Here is a 25,907-nt window from a genome sequence, read left to right on the forward strand (position 1 = left end):
CTCAGTCCCTTTCCTTGATGTCTGGAGTGGCGCCAGCGCCGCCGCGGTCGCCGCCCTGGATTGCGTGGATCGCCATCTGGCGGCGGTGGCGAGCATTCTGGCTGGCATGAAGCTTCTGCGCCCAGGCGGGTGTTCCTTCAGCTGCGCCTATCGGCGCGGCTGCGGGGGCGGCGCCGCCGGCACGGGTGCTTCCTGCTTCCCATGCGGCGCGCTGCCCACGATCGGCGGCAGCGCTAACGCCGAGACCGCCGCTCATCCGGTTGGCAGCCGCGCCGCGCATGGCGGTCGCAACGCCGCCGAGGCCCGCGCCGACGCTGGTCGAGCCCGAGGTTTCCTGCCCGAGCTTGTAGGCAGTGGATGCGGCAGACCCCATCGATGTACCGGCGCGGATCGCGCCGAGACCGGCCCCCGCGAGACCGCGTGCCGCGCCGACGGCGCCAGCGCCTGCCATCGCAAGACCTCCGCCGGCAAGCACGGTAGTGGCGATCACCGATCCGGCGCCGAGCTGCGGCGCGCCGGCGACGAGGCCGGATGCGATTCCCGGGCCGAAGATGGAGAGGCCAAAGATCGCGAGGCTCGCGAGCATCAGCGACACGGCCTGTTCGATCGACACCTCGTCGCCGGTGATCGCACTGGTGAAGTCGGCGAAATAGTTAGAGCCGATGCCGACGATGACCGCGAGCACCATGACCTTGATGCCCGAACTGACGACGTTCCCGAGCACCCGTTCGGCGAGGAACGACGTGCGGTTCCACAGCGCAAAGGGCACGAGCACGAAGCCGGCGAGCGAAGTAAGCTTGAATTCGAGGATTGTGATGAAAAGCTGGATCGCGAGGATGAAAAAGGCGGCGATGACGACGACCCAGGCGATCACCAGCACGGCGATCTCGATGAAATTGTCGAAGAAGGCGATCGGGCCAACCAACTCCTTCGCCTGCTCGAGGAGCGGCCATGCTGCCTCGAAGCCGGTCCCGGCCAGCTTGCCGGGTCGCAATAAATCGTCAGCCGTAATCGCGCTGCCCCCTGCGGTGAGGCCGAGGCCGGCGAAGCTGCGAAAGATGATATCGGACAGTGTCGAGAAGCTGTTGAGGATCAGGGCGAAGACGCCGACATAGAGGATCTTTTTGAGGAACTTGGCGATGACGTCGTCTTCGCCGCCGAGCGCCCAGAACAGCCCGGCGAGCGTGATGTCGATGCCGATCAGGATCGTGGTCAGGAAACCGACGTCACCGCCCAACAGGCCGAACCCGCTGTCGATGTAGGAGGCGAAGGCCTCCATGAACTGATCGATGACATTCAGGTCATCCATATGGGCGGGTTCCTGCTTGAAGTTGAAAGGTGTCGCGGGGACCGGCGGCCATGAGAGGGGCAAGCCCTACGGCCCCCGCGACGAGACAGGTTCGGACCCGGGGGGAGCTGGGGGCGCGGTCCTCGCCTGCCTCAGCTCATTGGCGTGGCGTGTAAGCCTTGCCGTCGCCGAGGAAGCGGCGCGTCGACTCGCGTGCCTCGCGCGCGATCTGGCCCCGCTGCGCCTGCTCGACCGATTCCGCCCGGAACTGCGCCGCCATCATTTGCTGAAGCTGGAGCTGCTGCTTGGCGGTGAGCGCGAGAAGCTGGTTCGTGGCCTGCTGCGCCTGAAGCGAGCCTTCCGCGCCCTGGCTGCGCGCGACGATGTCGGCGAGCGCCTGCGTGTCGCTCCGTACGTTGTCGACGATGCGGTTCTGGACCCCCATCGTCTGGCGAAACGCGGACATCGCGGTATCGAGTTGATCGCGTGCGCGAGCCACACGCTGATCGCGGCGGAACACCTGATCGAACTCCTGCGGGTAGAGCTGGCGGAAGCGCTCGTCGAGCTGATCGATGCGGAAGTCGACGCCCTGCGCCTGGCCCATGAGCTGGTCGATCTGCTGGAGGCGCTGGCGAAGCTCCTGAAGTTGCGGGAAATCGATCCGGGACAGGTTCTTGCCCTGGTTGATCAGCATCTGCGCTTCGTTCTGGAGACTCTGGATCTGGTTGTTGATCTGGGCAAGCGTGCGCGCGGCGGTGAGCAGGTTTTGCGAATAGTTCGATGGATCGAACACACTGAGCTGGGCCGCGACGGGCGTCGAGGTCAACGCGATGCCGATACCGAGCGAGCCGACGGCGCCGAGCGCGAGAGCGGAGAGGCACGCATATTTGCGGATAGGGATACGGGGCACGGGAAATTACTCCTTGTCTTCTGGGGGGCGGGCGGCAGGGTGACGCCCAAGCAGGTCGGCCGCCCAATCGAGGCCGGCTTGGGAGAGAAAGGTCGCGGCGAAGTCGGCCTGGCCCTTTTCGGCCAGCACCGCGTCTATGCGCTTCTGGCTGTCGGGATCGGACGCGCCGCACAACGCCAGCGCGATCGGGCCTAGCCCAAGCTCGAACAGCCGGTTGCCGCGCGCTGATTGCAGATAATATTGCCGCTTGGGCGTCGCGCGGCTGACCAGTTCGATCTGGCGCGCGTTGAGACCGAAGCGGACGTAGACCGTCTGGCCCTGCGGCTCGATCGCCCGATCATTGGGCAGCAAGATGCGCTGCGGACAGCTTTCGATGATGGCCGGCGCGATCGTGCTGTCGGCGATATCGGCTAGGCTCTGTGTCGCGAACACGACGCTGACGTTCTTCTTGCGCAGCACCTTCAGCCACTCACGGATGCGCGCGGCGAACAGCGGGTGGTCGAGGAACACCCAGGCTTCATCCAGTACGAGAAGCGTCGGCCGCCCGGTGAAGCGCTCCTCGAGACGATGGAACAGGTAGGTCAGCACGGGCGCAACGACGCCCGCCTGCCCCATCAGCGCTTCAGTCTCGAAGCACTGCACGTCGGCGATCGCTAGATCGTCTTCGGCGGCGTCGAGCAGGCGGCCGAACGATCCTTCGAGCGTATAGGGCGCGAGCGCCGATCGCAGCGGTGCCGATTGCAGCAGCAGCGACAGGCCGGTGAGCGTGCGTTCCTCGATCGGGGCGGTCGCGAGATTGGTGAGCGCCGACCAGACGGCCTCCTTGATCTCGGGTGTGACCAGTACTTTCTCATGGGCGAGCAGCGCGCCGATCCATTCGGTCGCCCAGGCGCGTGCGTTGGAGCGATCGATGTGGCGCAGCGGCTGGAAGGCGATCGTTCGCCCGCCCACGTCATCGGCATGACCGCTCTCACCGCCAAGCCCGAGCGCGTGATGCGCGCCGCCCATCGCCAGCACGGCCGCGCGCGCCGAAAATCCCTTGTCGAAGACATAGACCTGGGAGTCTGGATATCGCCGGAACTGAAGCGCGAGCATTGCGAGCAGCACCGACTTTCCGGCCCCGGTGGGTCCGACGATCAGCATATGACCGACGTCGCCGACATGCGTGCTGAGACGGAACGGCGTCGAGCCGCTGGTTTCCGCATAAAGCAGCGGCGGACCGTCGAGGTGCGGATTACGCGCCGGTCCTGCCCATACCGAGGACAGCGGCATGAGATGCGCGAGATTCAGGGTGTGGACGATCGGTTGCCGGACGTTCGCATAGACATGGCCCGGCAGGCTCGACAGCCACGCCTCGACCACATTCATGCCCTCGCGGATGCAGGTGAAGCCGAGCCCGTTGACGATGCGCTCGACCGCGCGGACCTTTTCCTCGACGCGGGCGCGGTCGATATCGGCAACGGTGATCGTCGTCGTCAGATAGCCGAACGCGACATGATCGCCGCCGAGCGCCTGCAAGGCGAGGTCGGCATCGACCACCTTGTTGTCGGCATCGCTGTCGAGAAGCTGGACCGGCTGGTTGTAGATGACTTCGCGCAGCAGCGCGGTGATCGACTTGCGCTTGTTGAACCACTGCCGCCGCAGGCGAGTGAGCGCTTTGGTTGCGTCGGTCTTGTCGAGCGCAATGAAGCGCGTCACCCAGCGATAGCCAAAATCCTCATGGTTGAGTCCGTCGAGGATGCCGGGACGGCTCGCGTTCGGAAATCCGAGGATGGTGAGCGTCCGCAGATGCTCGTCGCCGAGCATCGGTTCGAGCCCGCCGGTCAGCGGCGTGTCGGCGAGCAGCCCGTCCAGATAGATGGGCGTTTCGGGCACGGCGACGACATGGCGGCGCGCGGAGATCGCACCGTGGAGAAAGGTCAGCATTTCGCTGTCGCCGAGCGCGCGCACCTCGGGCATGAAGCCTCTGAACAGGTCAAGCGCACGATCCGTCTCGGCGATGAAGCCGGCAAGCGCTTGTCGCCAGTCGCGGCCCTTCGCGTCGTCGCTGCGCTCGATCAGCGCTCGGCCCGCCGTGTCCGCCTGATCGGGCGGAGGCAGGAGGGTGAGCGTCAGATAATAGCGGCTCTCGAAATGCGCGCCCGCGCTTTCGAACGCCGCGCGCCGTTCCTCATCGACCAGCCACGACGCCGCATCGGGAAAGCTGCTGTCGGGATAACCCAGCGCTTCGCGCCGCTCGGCCTCGAAATGGAGTGCCCAGCCCGAGCCGAAGCGCTTCAGGACATTGTTCGCCCGCGCGCAGGCGGCGACAAGCTCGGCTTCGGTGGCGGATTCTAGATCGGGGCCGCGGAACCTGAGGACGCGCAAAAAGCTGCCGTCCTTGTTGAGCACCACGCCGGGCGCGACAAGCGCCGCCCATGGAAGATGATCGGCGAGCCGGTCGGCCTTCTGACGGTATTCGCGCAGATTCAGCATGACAGATGCCCCTTCTGGCGAAGGTGGCGGACAAGGACCGGGGCGAAGTCGGGATCGCGCTTGGCGGCGAACACCGCGAGAGTGTGCCCGAACGCCCACATGGCCAGCCCGGCGATCCACTGCTGGAGACCGAGTCCGAGCGCGGCCGCGATCGTACCATTGACGATCGCGATCGCTCGCGGCGCCCCGCCAAGCAGGATCGGCTCGGCAAGCGCGCGGTGCATCGGCGCCTCGAACCCCTCGATATGGCTGGCGCCATAGGAATTTGGCGCGTTCACGAGATGAGCGCCCCGCCGCCGAAGCTGAAGAAGCTGAGGAAGAAGCTCGACGCCGCAAACGCGATCGACAGGCCGAAGATGATCTGGATGAGGCGCCGGAACCCGCCTGCCGTCTCGCCGAACGCGAGCGTCAAACCGGTGACGATGATGATGATCACCGCGACGATCTTGGCGACAGGACCCTGGACCGATTCGAGGACCTGCTGAAGCGGTTCCTCCCACGGCATGCCCGAGCCGGCGGCCTGCGCGGTGGCGGCGAGCGCAAGCCCGAGGCCGATGGCGGCGCCGGTGAGGAAGATGCTCCGACGATCGGGAATACGGGCAGGAATACGGGACAAGCGCATGGTCATTCTCCTTGGGGTTCGAGGGCGTGGTCGGGAGTAAGGTCGAGGACGGCGTAGCCGCCGTCGGGATCGAGGCCGGCGACGCGCGCGATCGTGTCGACGCGGCGCGCGAGGCCGCGCCCGGCGATGAACACGATCATGTCGATGGCGTCGGCGATCAGCCGGCGCGGAACGGTGACGACGCTTTCCTGCACGAGCTGCTCGAGCCGGTAGAGCGCCGACACTGCCGAATTGGCGTGGACGGTTGCGATGCCGCCCGGATGCCCGGTGTTCCAGGCTTTGAGCATGTCGAGCGCTTCGCGCCCGCGCACCTCGCCAACGACGATGCGATCGGGGCGGAGCCGCAATGTCGAGCGGACAAGATCAGCCATCGTGACGCCGCCGGCTCCGGCAGTGCCAATCGTACGCGTGCGCAGCCCCACCACGTCGGGCGCGGCGCATTGCAACTCACGCGTGTCTTCAATGATGATGACGCGTTCGTCGAGGTGCGCCATCTCGGCGAGCAGCGCGTTGGCAAGCGTCGTCTTGCCCGAACTGGTGCCACCCGCGACCAGGATGTTCTTGCGCTCGACCACGGCCATCGACAGCAGTCGCGCCGTGTCGGCGGGCATGATGCCGTCCCGCACATAGTCGAGCAAAGTGTAGATGCGCGCCGCGGGCTTGCGGATCGAGAAGCACGGCGCGAGGCTGACCGGCGGCAGGATACCCTCGAACCGCTCGCCCGCGCCTTCGCCGTGCGGTGGCAGCTCGGCTGACACGATCGGCGCATTGCCATGAACCTCTGTCCGTGCGTGGCTGGCAACCAGGCGGATGATCCGCTCGACCTGCGCGGGCTCATATTTGGTGCCGGTATCGATCCGGCCTTCGCCGAGTCGATCAAGGCGCAACACGCCGTCCGGGTTCACCATGATCTCGATGACCACCGGATCGGCCAGCGCTGCGGCGATGGTCGGCCCCATCGCGGTGCGCAGCATCGCGCGCCGACGCCCTGCGGAATTATCGGAGCCGAAAAGCGTGTCGCTCATCGCCCACCTCCATTGTCTTTCGCGGAGGCAGCAAGCGTGCGCTGGCCGCTGGCGAGCGCTTCGCCGACGCGGGCAATGAACGCCTCGAAGCGGTCTCGGCCGATCGCACGCGCCGCTTCGTCGGCTTCGGCCAAAGGGGCCTGCACCATCAGTTCATAGCGGATGAACAGCGCCAGGCTCTCGAGCAGCACATGCCCGTCACGCTCGACACGCCCCAGCGCGAGCGACATGCGATCGAGCCGCTGGCTGAACTTGTTCTCCAGCTCGCTCGCCGCCTGCCGGTTGAGCCAGGCGGTGAGCGCGTCGGTGAGGATCGCCGATTTGGACGCGCCGGGCTGGCTCGCCAGCGCCTCGAAGCGGTGGCTCAGATCTTCGGGCAGGAAGAGCTGGTAGCGGACGCGGTTGGGTTTGATCGCGGCCATTGTCAGAAGTCCGGCAGCATGTCGGCGCTGCGACCCTGATTGATCGCGTGAGCGCGGATCAGCGTGCCGGTGGCGCCGGCGCGGTCCATCGCGTGCTTGTCGGCGATCGTGTCGGTGTCGTCGCTGTCCAGGCCGAGCAGGTCGAGCTGCTTTGGCGGCTCGGGTTTTTTGGCGGGTTCTTCGCCGAGGCCGGGGTGGCGCTGCTGTTGCAAGCCGCCGTCCTCATCCGCCTTCGCATCGTCATCGGGCTTGCCGAGCCGGGTATCGGGCGCGCGGACCAGTCCGCTCCAGTCGTTGGGGCGTGCCTGCGGCCGGTCGGGATAGTCTCCGGGCGCGGGCTGCGGCGGCGGTGCGATCCGCTCGCGGAAATTGCGGTCCTCGTAATAGCGCAGCTTCCTCGCGCGGATCGGGGCCATGCCGGAGACAAGGACAAGCTCATCCTTGGGCGGGAGCTGCATCACCTCGCCGGTGGTCAGGAGTGGCCGGGCGGTCTCCTGCCGGCTGACCATGACGTGCGCCAGCCAGGGCGCGAGCCGGTGGCCGGCATAGTTGCGCATCGCGCGCTGTTCGGTGGCGATGCCGAGCGCGTCCGAAATCCGCCGCGCCGTGCGCTCGTCGTTGGTCGCAAACGCGACGCGGACATGGCAGTTGTCGAGGATCGAGTTGTGCTCGCCATAAGCCTTCTCGATCTGGTTCAAGGACTGCGCGATCAGGAAGGCGCGCACTCCATAGCCCGCGAGAAAGGCAAGACTGGTCTCGAAGAAGTCGAGCCGCCCCAATGCCGGGAACTCGTCGAGCATCATCAGGAGCTTGTGCTTGCCCGCCCTGGCGGGATCGGCATCGAGCTTTTCGGTGAGGCGGCGGCCGATCTGGTTGAGCACCAACCGCACCAGCGGCTTGGTGCGGCTGATGTCCGATGGCGGGATGACAAGGTAGAGCGAGACCGGATGGCCGGCCTCGACGAGATCGGCGATCCGCCAGTCGCAGCGCGATGTCACCGCGGCGACGGTCGGGTCGCGATAGAGCCCGAGAAACGACATTGCGGTGGAGAGGACGCCGCTGCGCTCGTTCTCGCTCTTGTTGAGCACCTCGCGCGCCGCCGAGGCGACGACGGGATGGATCTGCGGCGCATCCTTCGTGCCGAGGTGATTGGTGGTCATCATCCGCCGGAGCGTGGCGGTGAACGGCCGCTGCGGGTCCGACAGGAATGTGGCTACCCGTGCGAGCGTCTTTTCTTCCTCCGCATAAAGGACGTGGAGGATCGCGCCGACCAGGAGCGAATGGGAGGTTTTCTCCCAGTGGTTGCGCCGTTCGAGCGCGCCTTCGGGATCGACCAGGATGTCGGCGATGTTCTGGACGTCGCGGACCTCATGCTCGCCGCGCCGGACCTCCAGCAGCGGGTTGTATTTGGCGGAAGCGGGATCGGTCGGATTGAACAGCAGGACGTGGGAGAAGCGCGCGCGCCAGCCGGCGGTGAGCTGCCAGTTCTCGCCCTTGATGTCGTGAACCACGGCGCTGCCGGTCCAGCCAAGCAGTGTCGGTATGACCAGCCCGACGCCCTTGCCCGAACGGGTTGGCGCGAACGCCATGATATGTTCGGGGCCGTCATGCCGGAGATAGCGGCCGCGCGAGCGGCCCAGGAATACGCCGGCATCACCGTAAAGGCCGGCCCGCTCGATCTCGTTCGGCCTGGCCCAGCGCGCCGAACCATAGGTGGTGACGTGACGCGACTGCCGCGCGCGCCAGAGCGAGCCTGCGATCGCCGCGCCGCAGCCGATGAAACCGCTCGCGCCGGCGAGCGCGCCGGCCTTGTCGAAAACATGCGGCGCATAGGCATCGTAGTGATACCACCAGGGGAAGAGCGCCCAGGGACGATAGACCGGCGTGCTTCCAGCCATGAACCAGGCCGGACCAAGTTCGGGCTGGTAGGCGAGCATCGCCGCCGCCCATTGGGTCGCCGCCCAGAGGCCCGCGATCACGATTGCGAACACGACAAGGATCTGGCCGATGAGCAATTTGGTCGGGGTCACGTTGAAGCTCCCGCCCATACCGCCGGATGCGGTCGGGGCGCGGCTTCAAGACTCGGCTATGGGCCGCCCGAAATGAACGGAGCCGCTGGGGGCTGGTGGGTGACCGAAGGAGATCACTCGTCGGCGACTGACTCAATATTCCAGCTCTGTTCTTTTGATCGAGCTATGACCCGAGTTGATGATTCTGCCCTGTCGTTGTCCCTCGAGGTGGCACTGACCACCACACCGCACCGCCGATGACCCGCTACACCCTGCAAAAATCCGAGCTGCAAATTCGGGCTTGCGTGTCGGATTATCAGACATTATATCGCATTTAATGTAGTGAAATCGTGCGAGGCATGCATGGCGACAATCGCTCCTCCGCAGCCCGCGGCAACCGCGTTTCCCAAAGCCGACGCCATTAGGGCGTTGGTCGACGAACTGCTGCAAGTGGCCAGGGCTGAGGCACAGGTGCGCGGAATTGCCCTGCCTCCGGAAAACCCGAAGATCATCCAGGCGCCCGTGCCACTCGACTCCTTGTCCGTGGTCGACACGCTTTGCGCGGTGGAGCAGGTCCTCGACATCGAGCTTCGCGACAGCATCGTCCGCACCGGCGGCTACAATTCGATCGAGAAGGCGATTGACGACCTCCTCCCTAAGATCGAACGCGTCTGGGTTAAGAAGAAAGGGTCGAAGCCATGACCAATCTCGCACTCCGCCAGGAAGGCGACGAGCAGGAGCGGCGGCGCTTGGGCGACCGTCTGCGCGAAGCACGGAAATATCTCGGCCTCAAGCAGGAAGAAGTTGCTGCCTATCTCAAGATTCCCCGGACCGCGCTTACCGATATCGAGAATGGCCAGCGCCGCGTTGAAGCGATCGAACTGACGCGGCTTGCCCGTCTTTACCGCCAGTCGGTGGCCTATTTTACCGGCGAAGACGAGGCCTCCGCGAGCCTTCCCGCCGATGTCGCCCATCTGGCGCGACGCGTTGCGGCCTTGTCGACTGAGGACCGGGCCGAGCTGAGCCGGTTTGCCGAATATCTCCGCTCGCGGTCTGGCGGCGAACGGAGCTGATCGATGGCGTCGGATTATGCGAGCGCGGTTCGCGCTGGTACGATGGCAGCGGGCCGCCTGCATCGCGAACTCGATACGCGCGCACTGATCGAGACCCAAGGCGGCAGCGTCGATGTCTTCGGCGCGATCCATGCCGTGGGTCTACCCTTGCTGCTTCGTCCTCTGAAAGGCCTGCTCGGCGCCTATCTCAGCGCACCTGCTCCTGGCGTTCTCGTCACGACGGAACGACCGATGAGCATCCAGCGCTTCACGGCCGCGCACGAACTCGGGCATTTTTCGATGCGACACGAGCCGAGCCTCGACGATGAGAGCATCCTGCGCCGGATGCCGATGTCGCCCGAACCGGGAAACAACTTCGAGGAAACCGAAGCCGACGCCTTTGCGATCGCCTTCATGATGCCGAAATGGCTGGTGCTCGCGCACAGCGCGCGACAAGGATGGCAGATCGATCATTTCCGGCGCCCCAATGTCGTCTATCAGCTCTCGCTGCGGATCGGCGCCAGCTATGAGGCGACGTGCCGCACCCTGGTTCGCTACAATCTGATTTCGCCATCGGTGATGACCGACCTGCTCCGGACGCAGCCGCGCAGCCTGAAGGTCGATCTCCTCAAGGACTATCGGCCCGACAACTATCGCGGCGACGTCTGGCTGCTGACCGAGCGCGATGCCGGCTCGCGGATCGATGGCAGTCGCAATGATCTTTTCGTGCTGCAGCTCGAAGAACATAGCGGCGGTGGGTATCTCTGGGATCTCGACCAACTGATCGCCAGCGGCTTCGCCGTCGTTCGAGACGAGCGTGAGGCAATCGACGGCGATGGCATCGGTGGTCCCGTTGTCCGCCGTGTCACCGCGGCGCCCGATGCGCCGCGGCGCGGCCGCATGTCGCTCGACGAGCGGCGGCCGTGGCAGCCTGCGCCGGCCCTCACCAGCCTGACGCTCGATTTCGACCTCACCGGCCCGGAACAGACGGGCCTGTCGCGCGCCGAACGGCGGCACCTGCTCGAGGCCGCCTGACGCCCCATGATCGATATCGTCCGTGACCTTCGGCCGCTGTTCGGGCCTGCGCGCGATCAAGGCGCGCGGCCGACATGCCTCGCATTCGCCGCGAGCGACACCCACGCCGGGCTTCGCGACGGCTGGGCACCGCTGTCGTGTGAATTCGCCTTTTATGCCGCGCAGAAACGGGCGGGCAGACCGCCGACGAGCGGCGCACTGCTATCCACAATGCTGGACGCGCTACGGCTCGATGGCCAACCCGACGAGAAAGGCTGGCCGTATCTGGCAGCGGTTCCAGCCGATCATCGACTGTGGACGCCGCCGGCGACCGTTGGCCCGCTCTATGGCCGCAACGGACAGAGGGATGGAACCGACCTGTCATCCATCCTTGCCGCGCTGGATCGTGACACGCCGGTGCTCATGCTGACGATGCTGTCACGGTCTTTCTTCCAGCCGCGCGGTGATGGCGTCGTCGATCCGGCGAACGACGAACTCCCCGAGCCAGCGCAACGGCACGCGGTCGTCGCGGTCGGGCATGGAACCGTGGACGGCACCCCGGCCATTCTCATCCGCAACAGCTGGGGACCAGGTTGGGGCTTGGAAGGCCACGCCTGGCTTACTGAGCGCTTTCTAGCGCCGCGCCTTTTCGCCACGGCAAATTTGACGGAGGAAGTCGATGTATCTTCCCATACCGCCGCAGCCTGACTGCGTTGCTGGCTGGCGCGAGGCGGTCCGGCTCGTCGACCTCGCCACCGGACACCAGGCGCAGAATGTCGTCATCTCCGTGGCCGAGCCGACTGCGCGCGCAACACTCGCCGATCCCGTCGTGGCGGAAGTCGATGCCTTCCTTTCGGGCCATGGCAAGAAGCCCATCGAGACGGTCGCCAACACGATTTTTCCGGCAGCGCTGTACAGGCGCTACGGCGCGCCGCAATTCTTCGACCGGTTTCGCGACAACGTGCTGCCGAAGGTCCGGAGGTCGGGCGCTTGGTCGGGCTATTATTTCGAACGGATGATGGAATTGCCCCGCGCCGACGGCCAGCCAATCAATCAAATCTGGGGCATCGTCGAGCGCCTGCGCAACCCGAACGTCCGAGCGCTCAACAAATTCGAACTGCTGATCTTCGACCCCGCCCGCGACGTGAATGACTCGCCCTACGGCGGTCAGTGCCTGAGCTTTGCCAGTCTCAAGCTGATCGGCAAGGGCGACGATCGTCGCCTCGGCATGACCGCGCTCTACCGCAATCACTACTATATCGAAAAACTGCTCGGCAATCTGATCGGCCTCGGCCGTCTGCTCGAATTCATCGCCAAGGAAGGCGGGGTCGCGCTGGGTCCGCTCACGATCGTCTCGACCAACGCCACGGTCGACACCGCCAACTGGAACCGCGGCGATCTTAAGCAACTCTTTGAACGCTGCGATCAGGCGAGCGCACATCTCCGTGCTGCGGCGTGAGGCGCGCCCAACGGCAGTTCTAGCGGCTCATCGTTGTCATCCGCGACACCGTACAGGCTGAACATGCCCTCGATGAACTCGCGCTGCCCGCCGTAGCTCGGATGGCGGACCGCGGTGGTCGGAATGTCGAGACCGTCCAGCGCCAGGTGAGCGTCGCGCCCGATCGCGACGATCTGGCGGGGCCGGATCATTGACACGAGGGCTTGCAATATCGGCCAGGTCGCCTCGCGCTCGCTTCGCGTGTGGCATCGGTTCGACATCGGATCATCCGCTTCATGGGGATGGAACGGGAAAACGTTCCAGAGCATGACAGGCTGACCGATCCGCTCTAGCACACGCCAGACGATCGCCGCGGTGCGCTCCGCCACGGCGGGTCCCTGCGTCGCACGTTCAAATGCGATGCCGCCCATCAGCGTGCCGGCATGTCCGAGGTGAATTTCGTCGGTCAGCGGTACGCCCGTACGCCGCCCCCCGCGATAGCCGAGATCACGCGCGATCCAGATCGTTTCGACGCGATGATCAAGCGCCGCGGTGAGCAGCATTTCGAGATTGTCGCGGCGCCGGGCGGCGGCGTCGCTGCGGTCATGGACCGTGCAGCGATCGCGCCAGGGATTGAACACTGAGGGAAGTTCGGTCGCCGCCAGGGTGGACACAAAGGATTTCGGGGTCATGACGGCAATTCCTTGATACGCAGGCGGCGATTGGCGAAGTCGATCAGGACGCGGCCGCGCCGATGCTCCTGAAGGAAGCGGAAAGCCGTATAGCCCTGGAGGATCGCTTCCTCCCAAAGCCACAGCGGACAGCGTTCTGATTCGTAGCCGGCGACGAACTGGCGGACATGCTTCAGCATGTCCAGCGGAAGGCCACCGCGCTTCACGTTTTCAAAGTACCGGAGTTGCTGCGCTTGTCCGAAAATCCAGGAAGTTATGCCCTCTTCGATGAGAATCGCCCGAGCACCGTCTTCGGCGTCGTCGAGTTTCGGATCGCTCTTGCGCTTGAGACGGAGCAGCGCACGCAGCACTGGCGACCAGCCAAGCACCGCGACATAAGCGTAGTGAAAGACATCGTGGAAACGATAGTCGTCGGGTTCGAGCGCGTTGTCGGTGAGCCGGTCGCCGACATACACACCGCTTGAGCGTTGATACACGAATGTCTGCCCGCGAACGGTGCGTTCATAGACGTCGATCGCCATCCGCCGCGGCAATTGCTCTTCTGGGTCGAGCGCCGCATCGGTCGGCGCCGGATAGATGCGCTCGCGCGGCCAGCGATCGAAGATCTTGTGAAGATTCTTCACGGCGGCAGCCTCGATGGTAACACCGGATTCGTTTGCCGCCTGGATCAACCGGCGCATGACCGCGACCAGCCGGCCCGCGAGTGCTTCGCGGTCCTTCGCAAGACCGCCCGCCTGGAAATCGTTGATGAGCAGCCCAACGTCGCCTGCCAGCGCGAGCAGGCTATGCTCGAACTGCGGCATCGGTGCCTTGGCAAGCGGAATGTGCTGCGGCTGCAGCGCATGGAAACTGAGCGTTTCGTTGCCGCCCGTCTGCCATTGTCCGCCGTTTGTCGCCGCGGCGGCAGCGATGTCGCTGAGCGCCATGCGGCTGCGCCGTGCGATCGCCGCCAGATACCAAAGGACGTCACCAAGCTCTTCCGCGACGGCGTGAGCGTAACCCAGGTAGGAGGCATCGTCGCGCTGCTTTTTCTTGGCCTCACTGAGCAAGCTGCCGACTTCGCCGAAAAGGCCAAGCATCGAGAAGCCCAGTGCGCGGCCACCGCTGCGTTGATCAGTCCGCGCGGCCTGCTTCGCATAATCCGCAACAGTGAGAGCTTCGAAATCCTCGCTCATCGCCTGCCCTTCCGGCGATCCGATATCGCGTCTGCGGGGACGCTCACGCCATAGGCTTCAAGTGCCCGCAGTACGATCATCCGGATCGGCTCGCGGGAATCGAGCGACCGTTGACCGAGATCGCGTTTCGTAACGGCAGGAATCTGCACCTGAAGATGCTCGTCGCCGACATCGGTTTGCGCTGCGATATTTTTCATGAATCCATGAAAACATAATTTCATGAAAATAGAAAGCCCGAATCCTCCGGATCAGGAGACGCTCGGCCCGCTGCGCTGCCGCCCGAGTGTCCAGTTGATCCCGCCGTCGCGCATGATGCCCGAGACCGATTTACCGACATGGCGATCGAGAACAGAGCGCCACGGCACCAGCGTGAAATCGCGCGACCGTTCGATGAGCGCATGGCGACCACTCGTCATCTCGACTGCGCGCACGAGCCTGCCTTGAACAGCCTCCCCCTCTCTGGCCTCGGCGAACGGAACGCCTAACTTGTCGGAGAGCTGGCGGGCGACACGCAGCAATTCTCGCCGCTGGAGCGCGGCGAGCATCCCTCGCCGATAGACCGTCTGCCCATCCTGTTCGTCTGCAAGCTGTTCGGTGATCAGCCATTGCCGTCGCATCGCCTGCGCTGAACGAACCTCGTGCCCGAACCCAGCATCGCGCACTGGCACCGGCGCTTCGGCGACCAGCTCGCGATCGAGCCAGGTCGCGGCATCGGTTCCCGGTAATTTGTCGAGCGGGATCGCCGACAGGGTTTCAATGGCAACGGGGTGGTCGCGGAACTGCATGGCTTCGAACCTCTCGACCCTGGCGAGATGGTCCGGCGCGATGATCCAGCTTCCGTCGGGCTCGCGCTCGACGACGCCCGAGATTTTTCGCATCGCTTCAAGCCGCCGGACATGCGTTTCGGCGAAGCGTTCGCTGGCGGTCGGATCGTGCTTCAGATGGGCGTCGATCGAATAGCGCCCGCCGTTCGCCGCCGCGATCTCGTCGATCGTCCGATCGACGGCGCGAATGCCGCCCTCGCGTGGCGCGATCCGGACGATGGCATTTTCGGGGATCGTGTCGACCAGCTCGCCCTTGCCGATCTCGGCATAATGGGTGCGCCCGTCGATGCCGTCGACCAGCAGATAATGACGGTCTTCATGTTCGTCGGCGAGCCCGCGCATCACGACGCGGCCGATGATCGGCGTCGCCTCCTTCGCGACCGGGTCGTAGATGACGCGATCGACCGCAGCACGATCGAGCTTCCGCGCGGTCAGCTCGCGCTGCATGGTGCGGATGATGTCGCCGCGCTCGCCGATCTGGCGCAGTGTGTTCGCAAGGTCGGGCTCAAGCCGCCAGGTGCCGTTGCCGACATGCGAGGCGAGTCCCATGCGCCCGAGTTTCTGCAGGCGACCGACGCGAAGCGATTGCTGGAAGGGATCGCCATCGCTCGCGCTGACCAGCCGCGCGGTATCCATGTCGCGGATCAGCCGTCTGTCGATCGCGGTCAGCCGCTCGGCACCCGTATCGCTGCGAAGCCGCTCTTCGATTTCAAGGTCGGTGCGCGGCCCCAGGTCGAGGTTGACGATCTCGATCGCCCGCTGCCGGCTCCCGTGCGAGATATACTCGCGCGCGATCAGCAGATTCTCACCCCGATCGTTTACGCCGCGCACCACGATATGCGTGTGCGGATGGCCGGTATTGAAATGGTCGACCGCCACCCAATCGAGCTTTGTCCCAAGATCCTGCTCCATCTGCGTCATCAGCCGGCGCACGAACGGCTTCAAGTCGGGATACTGGTCGGCGTCCTCGGCCGACACGATGAACCGGAACTGGCGGCGGTCGCCGTCACACCGTTCGAGGAACGCCTTGCCATCGGCGACGTCGCTGTCGGGCGAGTAGAGCGCACCAGCCTCGCCCTCACGGGTCACGCCGTCGCGCTGAATATAGCGAAGGTGCGCCTTCGCACCGCCCATGCCTTTCCCGCCAAGGCCGACAGGCCGTATCTTGACGATCACGCGGCGCGACCGGAACGCGCCCAATCGGTCGCGCGATCTGAGCACCCGCGCAACACTCGCGCCGCGCCCGATCCGGCTGCCGTCGAAACGGCCGCGCCTGCCCGTTTTCATGCCGGCCCGCTTTGCCGCTTTCACGACGCGGCTCAGGTAGCGCTGCTCCTTGCCCCGGCCGCGCATCCGGCCCAGCTGCGGTTCGAACTCATCATCGCGCATAGCGGCGTCCTTCCATGCCGGAATGACGCTCCCCGCCGATAAGAATGGCGCGTCCTCGCCAGAGCGCAAGGAGTCTCGCGATTGGGATCGGAAAAGCCCAGAAAACCGCCACTCCTGGTAACCCTGTCTCGCACTCAAAGGGCGAGTCTCGCAAAAGCCTTCAAAAAACGATGTGCAGACAAACACTTACAAAATCGCGAGATTTTGCCTCTATCTTGCCATCGAGCCCGACTGCCACCTGCCGCCCCAGACGCCCGCTTTGCCTTCCCGCCTTCCCGATCAAAAAAGGGGAGCGGCGCCATGCGGCACCACTCCCGCGAACCTGCCCCTTCAACAGCGCATCGCCTTATTGCCAGCCTGCCTGTTCGGCCTGACGCAGCGCCCGATTGCACCGCTTCAGCCTCTTCTCAGCGGCCCTTAATTCGGCTTCGATCTGCCGCCGTTCTCCCGCGTCATCGCACCATGAAAGCTCCGCGCGAAGCTCCTCGATCTGTTGTTCAACCGACATCTCATCCTCCTGATACAAGCGAAAGATGAGCCATCGCCCGGCGGGGAGCGGGCGGGGTCAACCACCGCGCAGCGGCCGCGAAGCGGGCGACGGGGGAGCCGATTTTCTCGTCGCCGGAGTGGAGCGAAGCGGAACGCAGGTGGCGTGAAAATTGGGGGAACCGTCGATGGTTGAGGCGGTCCGTTCGCCGCCGGATACTCGGTGCTTGCTGAGCGGATTTCTTCCTCTCTGCAGGCCCGCAAGCGCGTTCCGGTGCAGGAAAAGGCCCACGCCAAGCCCTCAAGGCATGAGGAAAGCCCCGCGCCGGGTGACCGGCGCGGGGCCGATCCGGCTCAGTCGCCGGGGTTCCAGATAACGGCGAACGCGTCGTCGTCGTCCTGCCCGGCGGCGCGGCCGAGATTGGCGTAGAGGGTGCGGCCGCCAAGTTCGGGGGCCGACATGGCGAGGCGGACATATTCGCGCTGGCTCACCTCGCCGGTGCGGATCCAGCCGCCGCCCAGTTCGACGCCGTTCGACAGCACGCGGTAGTCGGGCTGGTCCCCGGTCTTACTGCGGTTGGGGATGATGGCGATCTCGGCATTGACCGAAAGCGTCTTCAAGGCGCCCCGGAACGAACCGTCGTTCTGGCGCTGGACATGACCGATTGAGGGCATTTCTCGTCTCCTTGCACATTCGCCCGACCCGATGCCGGGCGATGGGCGGACCGAAGGGACGGCCCTTGAGCGCGCTGCGAACCGCAGGCCGAAGCGAAGCGGAGGACCGGAAGCGCGGGGCTGATTTGGAGCGAAGCGGCCGCGAGGAGCGCCGCCAAAGCGGCGCGGGGAAATCAGTTCCGCGCGATGGTTTCGCGAGGCGCGCGGCCGTCCCAGGTCATGCGCCCAAGGAGCCGGCGACGGGTTGGTGAGACACGAAAGGACGAGATGCGCGCGCGGACAGGAAGCCCAGTCCGGCGTCTTTCCGGGAAGCCATGATTGCTTTCGCGGCCACGAGGCCGCGGCTATAGCCTCACGGCGATGAACGAAGGAACGACGATTGCGGGGCAGATCGAACGGCTGATCGTGCGGCTGGACGGCGCGGCGGTGTGCGATGCCTGCGTGACTGACCGGCTCAACCTGTCGGTTACCGCACAGGCCAATGTCGTCACCTGCGCGCTCGGCGGCACGCGCGGATTCGAGCGGCAGAAGGACGAATGCACGTTATGCGGAAGCGCCCGGACGGTGATCCGCCGCACCGCCCGGTAGGTCAGGCGGCAGGGGTTTTCGGCACGCGAGCGCGCAGTGCGGCGCGATTTGGGCTAGTTGCCGTCGCCCGCGAGCGCGCGCGACAGCGCCTCGTTGGTCGCGTCGATCTCGATGCGGTCTGCGAAAATCGCGCACCAGCCGCCACCGAACTCCCCGATGCGGGGCTTGGAACAGGTCATGGCCCATTCAAAGCCGATCGGCCCCTTGGCGAGCGTTTCGGGGCAACATCGCTGGATCACCACCGCGATGGCAGCGGCATCGAAATCGTCCATGCTGGCGAAACACACGATCCGCGCGGATGGATCGTCGGGGCAGGTTTCAGCGATGAAATCGGCTCCGATGGTGGGAAATTCGGGATCGTTGAACGCCTCGCGAAACCCGCTCCACCGCGCGTTCGCATCGTCCGGCGGAAAGGCTGCGAGCAGCGCCGCGCTCGGCGGATCGGGCGCGTCGTCATTCGCTAGCGCGTAGCCAGCGTTTGCGACTTCCTCGATCAGCGCGCACTCGGCGGCGGTGCAGCGAAAGGCGAAGCTGCCCTGAATCCAGATGTCAGCCATTGCTCGCCTCCTCCCGTTCGGGCGTGATGACAAGCGGGGGCACCGCGAAGTCGGCCGCATCGAAATGCGCGATGATCGCCGCATAGCTGCCCAATCGCTCGGCGGTGCAGCGCCCCATGAGGATATAGTCGTCCTCGTCGGCAGCGTAGCTTTGCGGTTCGCCGCTGCCGGTGAACACGGTGCGTTCCGCACCCCACTGGCAGGCATAGGCGCCCGACCAGCGCGCGAAGAAAAGCCCATGCGCGATGCAGAAGGCTTCGAGTCCCTCGAACCGCCCCCAGGCGACCTCGTGCGCCATGAGCGCCAAGGGCTCGCCCTCGGGCAGATCGCCGAGCGCGAAGGGTTCGCCGTCCCATTCGGTGGACAGCCCTTCGTTCGCGATGGCCTCGGCGAAGGCGGGAAGCTGGCTGGCGGGGAGCGTCCCGCCGATGGTGATGGATGCCGAAACACGGTCGGCCATGACAAGTCTCCTGTCTGAAATCCGCGCCGCGAGGGCCGCTTGCGGCCGAGCGGCGCGGCGATTTTATGGGGGACGGAACGGGCGGCGGGTGCGCCGCCGCCCGTCCAGTTTCATGCGGCTTCGCGCTCGGGCTGTTCCTGCGGCTCGGCCTTGGCAGGGGCCGGAAGCGCAATCACCGCGCCGGGGCCGGTCGGTTCCGGCTCGCGGTCGGGGCGCGCCGCGAGCACCTTGGCATGAGCCGCGACGGTGCCGACGCCGCCGCGCGCCGTATAGGTAGCGGGCGGGAACGCCATCCATTTCGGCACCCAACCCTCGACCTTGGGCCGCCCGTTCGCACCCTCCAGATGGTCGCGGACGATGCGCTTCAAGACCTTGCCCGGTTCCTTCGCATTGGCGGCGGCGACAGGTTCGCCCGCCACCTCGGCGACGATGCGGGTCAGCACCTCCTTGTCGCGGACACACTCGAAAAAGGCGTCGTCGGCCTGCCAGTAGCGGGCCATATCGACGCCGATCTCGCCGCCGACCGCCTCGATGGCGGCGCTGCCGCTGGCGAGCGTTTCGCCCATGACGATGACGATCACGTCCATTACGGCGCGGTCGGGCACGTCGAGCAAGCGCAGGAACACGCCGACCAGTCCGAAGTCGTCGCCGTTGCCGCCTGTGACGGTCGGTTCCTCGGGCGAGAAGCCGAGAAGGTCCAATACGGCGCGGCGCTTCGCGTCGAAGTCGGTTTCCGCGCGGCAAGTTTCGACGCTTTCGCGCACATCGTCGTTGCGCGCGGTCTGCGGCTCGGGCTTGACCGTCCACAGTGGCGACCCGACGATGACATGGGCGACCATCAAGCGCAGCGCGACCTTGGGATGACGGGTCAGCGAGGCGCGGACAGCGGCATGACGGTGCAGGTTGATATAGGTCTGCATCGTGCTCGTCACTTCGGGGCGCGGCACTTTGGGGCCGGTTTCGATTGCCTCGCCGCGTTCGAGCCGCTTGGCCTCCTTGCTCGTCACATAGCCTTCGTGGACCTCGACCTCGCCGCTTTCGCGCACATCTATATACACGCGCCCGCCCTTGCGCTTGGGTGCCTTGGCGAACTCATAGCGGTAGAAATATTCGCCGGGCGGGACGATCACCACGTCGAACCATCCGGCATCCAGATAGTCCTCCTTGCGCGCGTCGATTACGGCGTTCTGCGCGGTCCAGAACGCGTCGGCATCTGCAAAATAGCGGTCTTCGCCGAACAGATCGGCGACGATCGCAAGGCCGCTCGCATCGACGTCGAACAGGGCATGTTCGACCTTGATCGACTGCCCGCCGAACAGCCATGCCTTCAATTGCTGGCCGGTCGGGCAATAGGCGTCGTCATCGTCGTAGAGCGCCAGCCATGCCTTCTGCTGCTGCTTGCTCGCCAGCGTCAGATGCCGGACGGTCGCCGCGTTGATCTTCTCCTTGCGGTAAAGATCGCGGATGCGCGGAAGCAGGTTGCCGAGCGCTAGGATACGCTTCACGCCAAGCTCGGGAATGCCGAACGTCGCGGAGATATCCGCAATGTCGCGGCCCTCCTTGACCAGCCGTGCGAAGGTTTCCCATCGCGTCACCTCGTCGGGATCGAGCCGGGTGTTCTCGAGAAGCGATGCCTCGATGGCGTCGGCGTCGTCCCCGGCGTCGAGGATGGCGACGGGAAGCGGGCCGTGGTCGATGCCCTCGACAAGCGCGATGGCGTTCGCCGTCCAGCGCCGCCGCCCGGCGACGATTTCGTGGACGCCATTATCGTTGCCCGCCTGCGGGCGCACGATCAGCGGCACGATGACACCGCGCTTGCGGATCGAGGGCAGAATGTCGCCCACGTCCGGGGGCTTGGGTCCGTGCCGCATGTTCACCTTGGACGGAACCAGCTTGCTATGGTCGATAAAGTCGAGTTTCATTGGTCTGCTCCTTCTGGAGCGCCGGTCCCGTTTGTCTTGCTGGATGGGCGGGACCGGCACTCAATGCGGCGAAACGCGCCGCGCGTCATCCGGCCCCTCGATCATCAAGAGGCGGCGGAAGCTCGTTGCCGTTCCGGCTATCGGTGATGCGGCGAAGTTCGGCTTCGGCCAGAACGATTGCACCCATGCGCCGCGCGGTATCGGACCATAGCGAAAGCGGGGCCAGCGGCTCGAAATGCTCGTCGCGCTCGATGAACAGGCCGAAGGGCAAGCGGACGCCCGCAATCTCGGTAAGCGAGAACACGCCCATTTCCGGGCATCCGAACCCCAAGTCGGCGAGGCCGAACAGCGTGTCTCCATCGTCGTAAAGCTCGGTGGCGATCCACGTCGCCGCGCCGACCGGATTGAAGAATTTGACCACCGGGAACGGGTCGAACCGTTCGTCGCGCTGCTCGTGGAGGCGGCTGGCGCGCGCATTCGCGCGCAGCGCCGAAAGGATCGCATGGGGGAGCGTAATCATGCCGCTTCCCTCCCTTCGTCCTGCGTCTCGGCGTAGCGGGCAAGCAGCCAATCGGCGGCCTTGCTCGCCTGACTGGCCGCGCGAAAGATCGCGCGATTGTCCTCGCGCAGCACGTCGAGCCATGATGCCAGATAATCGGCGTGACGAACGGTCGGCACGATGCCGAGCGCGGCGCAAAGGAAGGCCGATCCCATCTCGGCGATCAATTCTTCGCGCGCATAGTCCTTGCTGCCGAACGCATTGCGCAGATTGCGATTGAGGCGCGACGGGTGGCCGCTGGCATGACAGAGTTCGTGCAGCGCCGTCCGGTAGAAATTGATCTGTTCGTGGAAGGCCGGTTGCGGGGGCACCTGCACATAGTCGGCGCTCGGGACATAGTAGGCCTTGTCCCCACCGATGCGGAAATCGACGCCCGATGCCGCAATGACCGCTTCGGCGATCGGCACGACTTGGCGTTCGGGAAGCGGTGCGGGGTCGGTGGCAAGGCCGGGGCGCAAGCCTTCGCACTGTGCGACGTTGAACACGGTGAAGCGTTTGAGGAACGGCACCGCGCGGGCTTCGCCGCCGGTCTGGCGCGCGCGTTCCTTCTCGGCTTCGGGGGTGAAGCGGTCGGCATAGACAACCCTTGTCCCGCGCTCGCCTTTCCTGACATTGCCGCCCGCCTCCAAGGCTTGGCGGAAGGTCAGCCACGATTGCGACGGATAGCCGTTCTCGATCACTGCTCCCCACAGGATCAGGACATTGACGCCGCTGTAATTGCGGCTGGTGAGCCCGTTGCGCGGGAGGCCGGGGGCGGCGGAGAAGCCTTGACCATTGGGGCGGCCCCAAGGCTGGACCCAAGGGAAGCGGCCCGCCTCAAGTTCGGAAACAATGCGGCCCGTCACCTCGTCGTAAAGATTGGCGCGCTCCGCCGGGGGCTGGCGTTTGCTGCCCTCTGCGCGCGCGCGTTGGCTGCCGGTCTGGTGCATGGCTATCCTCCAATGCCGCCCCAAAAACCCCAGGGCCTCCCCCGGAGCGGGGGTGGGCGGCGAATTGCGACCTGCCGGGCGCGGCCAGGAGGCGGTCCGCACCCGCAGGGCCGAAATGCAATGGAGGAGCCGGACCCGAGCGCAGTCGAAGGCCGGCTTGCGGGACGCCGGGCCGGGCCCAGAAGGGAGCGCCGCCCACCCGCGCGACGAGGGGAAGGCCCAACGAAAAATGCCGCCGCGCCGGTCAGGCGCGGCGACGACAGGCCGGAGCAAGGCTCCGGCATCCCGCCAGTCCGATCGTCACCTTTGGCCGGGACGCGCGAAGCGTGGCCCGGTGGAGCTTGGCGAACGGATGTGAGCCTAGCGGAATAGAGCGGCGGTCGCGCCGCAGGCGCGAGGCGCCTGAAAACCCGGATGCGTCAGGTCAGACCCTGCCGTCTTGAAGCACTCTCGTCGTGGTCGCCATGCGCGCGGTGACACGAGGAGCGAGCACTCGGCCCACTGGCCCCAACAGATCAACCGTGCAGCGGGGATCCGTTCGAACCGGTGCAAGCGGTCATCGCGGGCAACAGGCTCATCATGGCGGCACCGGCGATGATGATCGCGCCGACCGCCGCGGCGATGCCGGTCGCGGTCGGCCCCGCACCGCCGAGCTGCATCAGGCTGGAGACGACACTGCCGCCGGCGATCCCGGCGGGCACGGCGAAGAGAAGCGCGATCGCTCCGCGAAGCGGAACGGGCAACCGCGACGCGATGAGCATGCGTCCGATCAGCAAGACCGCGACGCCGACGACGAGGCCGAGAAGCAGACCGAGCAACGGCCCCAGTTCGCCACCCCCCGCCCACAGAAATGCGGCCGCACCGAGCCCGACCGGGAGTGCGAAGACGGCGAGCCGGAACATCGCCCAGGCGAAGAGGACGATGCCGGTGGCGGACAGGATCAGACCGAGCAACATCACGACCAACTCCATAGGCTCGGAACATAGCAGAAACACGATTCGGCATGAAGCCCCGATCGGCTCGCACTATGGGCGGTCTGGCGCGTTCTTCTCGGGCGACGTCGATCGCAGCGCGACGAACAGCGTGGCCGCACCGGCTTCGCTCCGGCCGGCAGGGGGCCGGTCGCCGATCGCGAAGAAGATGGCATTGACGGTACGCGGCGTTGCACTGGCGGCCGTGACAGCCGACCGGGAATTGACGGGCACTCCGGCGACGCTCGCGAGATAGGCGCGGGTCTCACCGGGCAGCGCGCGGCCGGTCCGCACGTGCTCGGCATAGCGTGCCGGTCCCGCGTTATAGGCTGCGAACAGTCCGGGATAACCGAAGCGGTCATACATCAGACGAAGATAGAGCGTCCCCGCCAATATGTTGTCGCGCGGGCTATGGGGATCACGTCCGAGCCCGAGCCGCGCGCGCATTTCGGACCAGGTGCCGGGCATGAGCTGCATCAGTCCCATCGCGCCGGCGTGGCTGGTAATCGGGCGCCCGTCCAGCACCGTGCGCCCGCCGCTCTCGGCGCGCATGACGCGCTCGATCCATTCTACCGGCACGCCGAAACGCGCCGAGGCTGCCTCGATATAGGGCCGCCAGTGAACGACCGACTGCGCGTCAGCCGGTGCCGCCGCCAGCAGCGCCAGGGCGGTGATGGCGACCCTCAGCCCAGCCACAGCAGTCGCACCTCGCCGATGACGTCGCCGCGCGATGTCGGTCCGAAATAACGCCCATCGAACGAATCCGGGCTGTCCATCAGCAGGAACAATGCGCCCGAACGCAACATCACGCAGCCATTCCACCACGGCATCGGACGGTCGCGGCCATCGGCTTCGCGGCGTTCGGCCACCGGGTGGCCGTTGACATAGATCTCCCGCCCGCGCGCACAGACGCGATCGCCGGGCGCGGCCGCGACGCGCTTGACCAGCGGGATATTGATCGGAATGTAGCGCCGCTCGGCGGCGAGCCGGCGCCAGCGGTCGGGCACCCGGACCAGCACCATGTCGCCCGATGCGATGTCCTGCCGTCCGCTGACGGCATAGAGACCGATCGGCGCGCTGGCCGATGCGTTCCAGACCAGCCACGGCGTTGGCGGCAGCGCGATCGTGGTCGCCAGCGCGGCCGCGCCGAGACCGATCAGCGCGGTGGGTTTAGCCGGCAGACGGGAGGGTAGCAGCCTAGCCATTGCCTCCCTCCCGCATGTTCGCGCGCGACCAGGCCTCGATATCGTCGATATGGTAGCGCCAGACGGTGCCATGCTTTCGGCACGGCGGGCCGCGCCGCTCCCGGCGCATCTTCTTGAGCGTGTCCCCCGCGAGACCGAGATGGAACGCGGCCTGCTTGGTTGTCAGAAACGGGCAATGCTCGCGTGCCCGCCGAGCGCGCTCCGCGGCCGACGACGCCGTGGCTCCACCGTCCACAGCGGATGAATCCGCCTCGATCCGTGTTCGCGCGCCGCCGCCTGCTTCGGGGTTTGGATCGTGTGTCATGAGTGCAGCGCCCGGTCCGACGAACCCGCGTTACCCGCCGATCAGGCCCGCACGCGCGGCTTCCTGTTCGGCGACATAGGCATCCAGCATGTCGGCCTGGCCGGGGAGCAGCGCGTCGATCGCAGGGAGGCCGTCGATATCGTCCCGGTGAAGCAGCACGGACGGGCACTGGCCTTCGACATTGCCGAGATTGGGGCGATGCTGGGCATAGCCGATGAGCGCGGCCAGATCGGGATCGAACGCTCGAGCGATGGCGGGCGGATAGACGAGATACTGATTCTCGAACGTCCGCAGCCATCCGAGGCAATAGGAGGTGATGACCGCGCGGCGCACATGATCGGACTGGTTAGCGCCGGCACCATGCAGGATCGATCCGAGGAACAGCAGCGCGGAGCCGGGTGGCATTTCGGCGGCGACCGGACGTGCATCGCCCGGTTGCGATGCCGCATCGTGATGGCTGCCCGGCCAGACCAGCGTCGCGCCACTCTCCAGCGTGAACGGATCGATCGGCCAGATGACGTTGATCTGATAGTGCATCCCGGTCTTGACGCCGCCCCAGAGATCCTGGTCGCGGTGCGGCACCTGCGCGAGCGCGCCGGGATGGATTTCGATCGCCTGGGTGAGGTTGAGAACGATACGATCGCACCATTCCCCGAGCACCGTTTCGGCGATACCGCGGATGATCGGGTGCAGCACAAGGCCGGCGATATGCCGTGAACGCCGCAACAACGCGCCAAAGCGCTTGGTGCGGGCTCCGTAGAATCCGCCTTCGCAAAAGGGCGTGGCGACGAAGCGCGGTGCGAGTTCGGCTTCGAGCGCGGTGATTAGCTCGGTCGGCACGGCGTTATCGACAATGACATAACCGTCGGCGAGCAGCATCGCGGCGAGGCGGGCGGGGTCGTGCATCGCCATTCCC

Annotated in this window: 30 protein-coding genes; 6 read left to right on the forward strand and 24 right to left on the reverse strand. The window is 65.8% G+C overall.

Translation table 11 applies throughout. The annotated features are described in order from the left end of the window. Position 1 precedes the first annotated feature (1 nt). The 8 genes from trbL to ACGHN1_RS11555 form a co-directional block, all read right to left on the reverse strand. Positions 2 to 1,309, reverse strand: coding sequence for a P-type conjugative transfer protein TrbL (gene trbL / locus ACGHN1_RS11520; protein WP_017499931.1), 1,308 nt, complete (start codon positions 1,307 to 1,309; stop codon positions 2 to 4). Between the two features lie 136 nt (positions 1,310 to 1,445). Continuing rightward, positions 1,446 to 2,198 carry a P-type conjugative transfer protein TrbJ gene (trbJ, locus tag ACGHN1_RS11525; protein ID WP_017499932.1) on the reverse strand — a complete coding sequence of 251 codons (753 nt, stop codon included), beginning with the start codon at positions 2,196 to 2,198 and terminating at the stop codon, positions 1,446 to 1,448. A 6-nt stretch (positions 2,199 to 2,204) separates the two neighbouring features. Next, entirely contained in the window at positions 2,205 to 4,673 is a 2,469-nt protein-coding gene (gene trbE / locus ACGHN1_RS11530) for a conjugal transfer protein TrbE (protein ID WP_017499933.1), read from the reverse strand. After that, the gene (locus ACGHN1_RS11535) at positions 4,667 to 4,897 is read right to left on the reverse strand and encodes a VirB3 family type IV secretion system protein (RefSeq protein WP_051035683.1); all 231 of its coding nucleotides are present in this window, start codon (positions 4,895 to 4,897) and stop codon (positions 4,667 to 4,669) included. Before ACGHN1_RS11535 ends, trbE begins: the two co-directional genes overlap by 7 nt. 50 nt (positions 4,898 to 4,947) lie before the next feature. Further along, complete coding sequence (locus tag ACGHN1_RS11540) at positions 4,948 to 5,301, reverse strand: TrbC/VirB2 family protein (RefSeq protein WP_017499935.1); 354 nt, start codon at positions 5,299 to 5,301, stop codon at positions 4,948 to 4,950. Then, on the reverse strand, positions 5,298 to 6,320 hold the full coding sequence (gene trbB / locus ACGHN1_RS11545) for a P-type conjugative transfer ATPase TrbB (RefSeq protein ID WP_017499936.1): 1,023 nt from the start codon (positions 6,318 to 6,320) through the stop codon (positions 5,298 to 5,300). The genes ACGHN1_RS11540 and trbB overlap by 4 nt, the downstream gene beginning before the upstream one ends. Continuing rightward, positions 6,317 to 6,742, reverse strand: coding sequence for a hypothetical protein (locus ACGHN1_RS11550; protein WP_017499937.1), 426 nt, complete (start codon positions 6,740 to 6,742; stop codon positions 6,317 to 6,319). The genes trbB and ACGHN1_RS11550 overlap by 4 nt, the downstream gene beginning before the upstream one ends. Before the next feature lie 2 nt (positions 6,743 to 6,744). Continuing rightward, a complete protein-coding gene (locus ACGHN1_RS11555; protein ID WP_038292469.1) occupies positions 6,745 to 8,772 on the reverse strand; it encodes a conjugal transfer protein TraG in 2,028 nt (675 codons plus the stop codon). A gap of 342 nt (positions 8,773 to 9,114) precedes the next feature. Here ACGHN1_RS11555 and ACGHN1_RS11560 point away from each other — a divergent pair, with 342 nt between their 5' ends. Genes ACGHN1_RS11560 through ACGHN1_RS11580 form a run of 5 tightly spaced genes read left to right on the forward strand, consistent with a single transcriptional unit; the run spans position 9,115 to position 12,276 of the window. Then, entirely contained in the window at positions 9,115 to 9,453 is a 339-nt protein-coding gene (locus ACGHN1_RS11560) for a hypothetical protein (RefSeq protein ID WP_017499939.1), read from the forward strand. Continuing rightward, positions 9,450 to 9,824 carry a helix-turn-helix domain-containing protein gene (locus ACGHN1_RS11565; protein WP_017499940.1) on the forward strand — a complete coding sequence of 125 codons (375 nt, stop codon included), beginning with the start codon at positions 9,450 to 9,452 and terminating at the stop codon, positions 9,822 to 9,824. Before ACGHN1_RS11560 ends, ACGHN1_RS11565 begins: the two co-directional genes overlap by 4 nt. A 3-nt stretch (positions 9,825 to 9,827) precedes the next feature. Next, on the forward strand, positions 9,828 to 10,838 hold the full coding sequence (locus tag ACGHN1_RS11570) for an ImmA/IrrE family metallo-endopeptidase (protein WP_017499941.1): 1,011 nt from the start codon (positions 9,828 to 9,830) through the stop codon (positions 10,836 to 10,838). A 6-nt stretch (positions 10,839 to 10,844) separates the two neighbouring features. Further along, complete coding sequence (locus tag ACGHN1_RS11575; protein WP_017499942.1) at positions 10,845 to 11,525, forward strand: C1 family peptidase; 681 nt, start codon at positions 10,845 to 10,847, stop codon at positions 11,523 to 11,525. Beyond that, the gene (locus tag ACGHN1_RS11580) at positions 11,497 to 12,276 is read left to right on the forward strand and encodes a hypothetical protein (protein WP_017499943.1); all 780 of its coding nucleotides are present in this window, start codon (positions 11,497 to 11,499) and stop codon (positions 12,274 to 12,276) included. The genes ACGHN1_RS11575 and ACGHN1_RS11580 overlap by 29 nt, the downstream gene beginning before the upstream one ends. Here ACGHN1_RS11580 and ACGHN1_RS11585 read toward each other — a convergent pair. The 6 genes from ACGHN1_RS11585 to ACGHN1_RS11610 all read right to left on the reverse strand — a co-directional run bounded on the left by ACGHN1_RS11585 (position 12,243) and on the right by ACGHN1_RS11610 (position 17,496). Further along, complete coding sequence (locus ACGHN1_RS11585) at positions 12,243 to 12,947, reverse strand: uracil-DNA glycosylase (RefSeq protein WP_017499944.1); 705 nt, start codon at positions 12,945 to 12,947, stop codon at positions 12,243 to 12,245. The genes ACGHN1_RS11580 and ACGHN1_RS11585 overlap by 34 nt on opposite strands. Then, the gene (locus ACGHN1_RS11590; protein WP_017499945.1) at positions 12,944 to 14,122 is read right to left on the reverse strand and encodes a nucleoside triphosphate pyrophosphohydrolase family protein; all 1,179 of its coding nucleotides are present in this window, start codon (positions 14,120 to 14,122) and stop codon (positions 12,944 to 12,946) included. Before ACGHN1_RS11590 ends, ACGHN1_RS11585 begins: the two co-directional genes overlap by 4 nt. After that, positions 14,119 to 14,343, reverse strand: a complete 225-nt coding sequence (locus ACGHN1_RS11595) for a hypothetical protein (protein ID WP_231726911.1) — start codon at positions 14,341 to 14,343, stop codon at positions 14,119 to 14,121. Before ACGHN1_RS11595 ends, ACGHN1_RS11590 begins: the two co-directional genes overlap by 4 nt. 27 nt (positions 14,344 to 14,370) lie before the next feature. After that, a complete protein-coding gene (gene rlxS, locus ACGHN1_RS11600; protein ID WP_017499947.1) occupies positions 14,371 to 16,335 on the reverse strand; it encodes a relaxase/mobilization nuclease RlxS in 1,965 nt (654 codons plus the stop codon). Between the two features lie 346 nt (positions 16,336 to 16,681). Beyond that, positions 16,682 to 16,843 carry a hypothetical protein gene (locus ACGHN1_RS11605; protein ID WP_168196079.1) on the reverse strand — a complete coding sequence of 54 codons (162 nt, stop codon included), beginning with the start codon at positions 16,841 to 16,843 and terminating at the stop codon, positions 16,682 to 16,684. A gap of 332 nt (positions 16,844 to 17,175) precedes the next feature. Then, entirely contained in the window at positions 17,176 to 17,496 is a 321-nt protein-coding gene (locus ACGHN1_RS11610) for a DUF736 family protein (RefSeq protein ID WP_017499949.1), read from the reverse strand. Positions 17,497 to 17,856: 360 nt separating this feature from the next. Here ACGHN1_RS11610 and ACGHN1_RS11615 point away from each other — a divergent pair, with 360 nt between their 5' ends. Next, positions 17,857 to 18,084 (forward strand): hypothetical protein, encoded by a 228-nt coding sequence (locus ACGHN1_RS11615; protein WP_017499950.1) that lies wholly within the window; start codon positions 17,857 to 17,859, stop codon positions 18,082 to 18,084. A gap of 53 nt (positions 18,085 to 18,137) precedes the next feature. Here ACGHN1_RS11615 and ACGHN1_RS11620 read toward each other — a convergent pair whose 3' ends face one another. The 10 genes from ACGHN1_RS11620 to ACGHN1_RS11665 all read right to left on the reverse strand — a co-directional run bounded on the left by ACGHN1_RS11620 (position 18,138) and on the right by ACGHN1_RS11665 (position 25,903). Then, the gene (locus tag ACGHN1_RS11620; RefSeq protein WP_017499951.1) at positions 18,138 to 18,641 is read right to left on the reverse strand and encodes a hypothetical protein; all 504 of its coding nucleotides are present in this window, start codon (positions 18,639 to 18,641) and stop codon (positions 18,138 to 18,140) included. Next, positions 18,634 to 19,101, reverse strand: coding sequence for a hypothetical protein (locus tag ACGHN1_RS11625; protein WP_017499952.1), 468 nt, complete (start codon positions 19,099 to 19,101; stop codon positions 18,634 to 18,636). Before ACGHN1_RS11625 ends, ACGHN1_RS11620 begins: the two co-directional genes overlap by 8 nt. Before the next feature lie 110 nt (positions 19,102 to 19,211). Then, positions 19,212 to 21,023 carry a ParB N-terminal domain-containing protein gene (locus tag ACGHN1_RS11630; RefSeq protein WP_017499953.1) on the reverse strand — a complete coding sequence of 604 codons (1,812 nt, stop codon included), beginning with the start codon at positions 21,021 to 21,023 and terminating at the stop codon, positions 19,212 to 19,214. A gap of 85 nt (positions 21,024 to 21,108) precedes the next feature. After that, complete coding sequence (locus tag ACGHN1_RS11635) at positions 21,109 to 21,543, reverse strand: DUF2958 domain-containing protein (protein ID WP_017499954.1); 435 nt, start codon at positions 21,541 to 21,543, stop codon at positions 21,109 to 21,111. Further along, positions 21,540 to 22,511: an ArdC family protein gene (locus ACGHN1_RS11640; protein WP_017499955.1), complete on the reverse strand. Its 972-nt coding sequence runs from the start codon at positions 22,509 to 22,511 to the stop codon at positions 21,540 to 21,542. Before ACGHN1_RS11640 ends, ACGHN1_RS11635 begins: the two co-directional genes overlap by 4 nt. A 515-nt stretch (positions 22,512 to 23,026) precedes the next feature. Continuing rightward, positions 23,027 to 23,470 (reverse strand): hypothetical protein, encoded by a 444-nt coding sequence (locus ACGHN1_RS11645; RefSeq protein WP_136175471.1) that lies wholly within the window; start codon positions 23,468 to 23,470, stop codon positions 23,027 to 23,029. 66 nt (positions 23,471 to 23,536) lie between these two features. Beyond that, positions 23,537 to 24,178, reverse strand: coding sequence for a lytic transglycosylase domain-containing protein (locus ACGHN1_RS11650; protein WP_017499957.1), 642 nt, complete (start codon positions 24,176 to 24,178; stop codon positions 23,537 to 23,539). Continuing rightward, positions 24,166 to 24,687 carry a S26 family signal peptidase gene (locus ACGHN1_RS11655; protein ID WP_017499958.1) on the reverse strand — a complete coding sequence of 174 codons (522 nt, stop codon included), beginning with the start codon at positions 24,685 to 24,687 and terminating at the stop codon, positions 24,166 to 24,168. Before ACGHN1_RS11655 ends, ACGHN1_RS11650 begins: the two co-directional genes overlap by 13 nt. Continuing rightward, positions 24,680 to 24,991 (reverse strand): helix-turn-helix domain-containing protein, encoded by a 312-nt coding sequence (locus ACGHN1_RS11660; protein WP_081095412.1) that lies wholly within the window; start codon positions 24,989 to 24,991, stop codon positions 24,680 to 24,682. The genes ACGHN1_RS11655 and ACGHN1_RS11660 overlap by 8 nt, the downstream gene beginning before the upstream one ends. Positions 24,992 to 25,021: 30 nt before the next feature. Further along, the gene (locus tag ACGHN1_RS11665) at positions 25,022 to 25,903 is read right to left on the reverse strand and encodes a phytanoyl-CoA dioxygenase family protein (protein WP_017499960.1); all 882 of its coding nucleotides are present in this window, start codon (positions 25,901 to 25,903) and stop codon (positions 25,022 to 25,024) included. Positions 25,904 to 25,907: the final 4 nt, after the last annotated feature.

This window comes from Qipengyuania sp. MTN3-11 (assembly GCF_042851825.1).
Taxonomy (GTDB): Bacteria; Pseudomonadota; Alphaproteobacteria; order Sphingomonadales; family Sphingomonadaceae; genus Qipengyuania.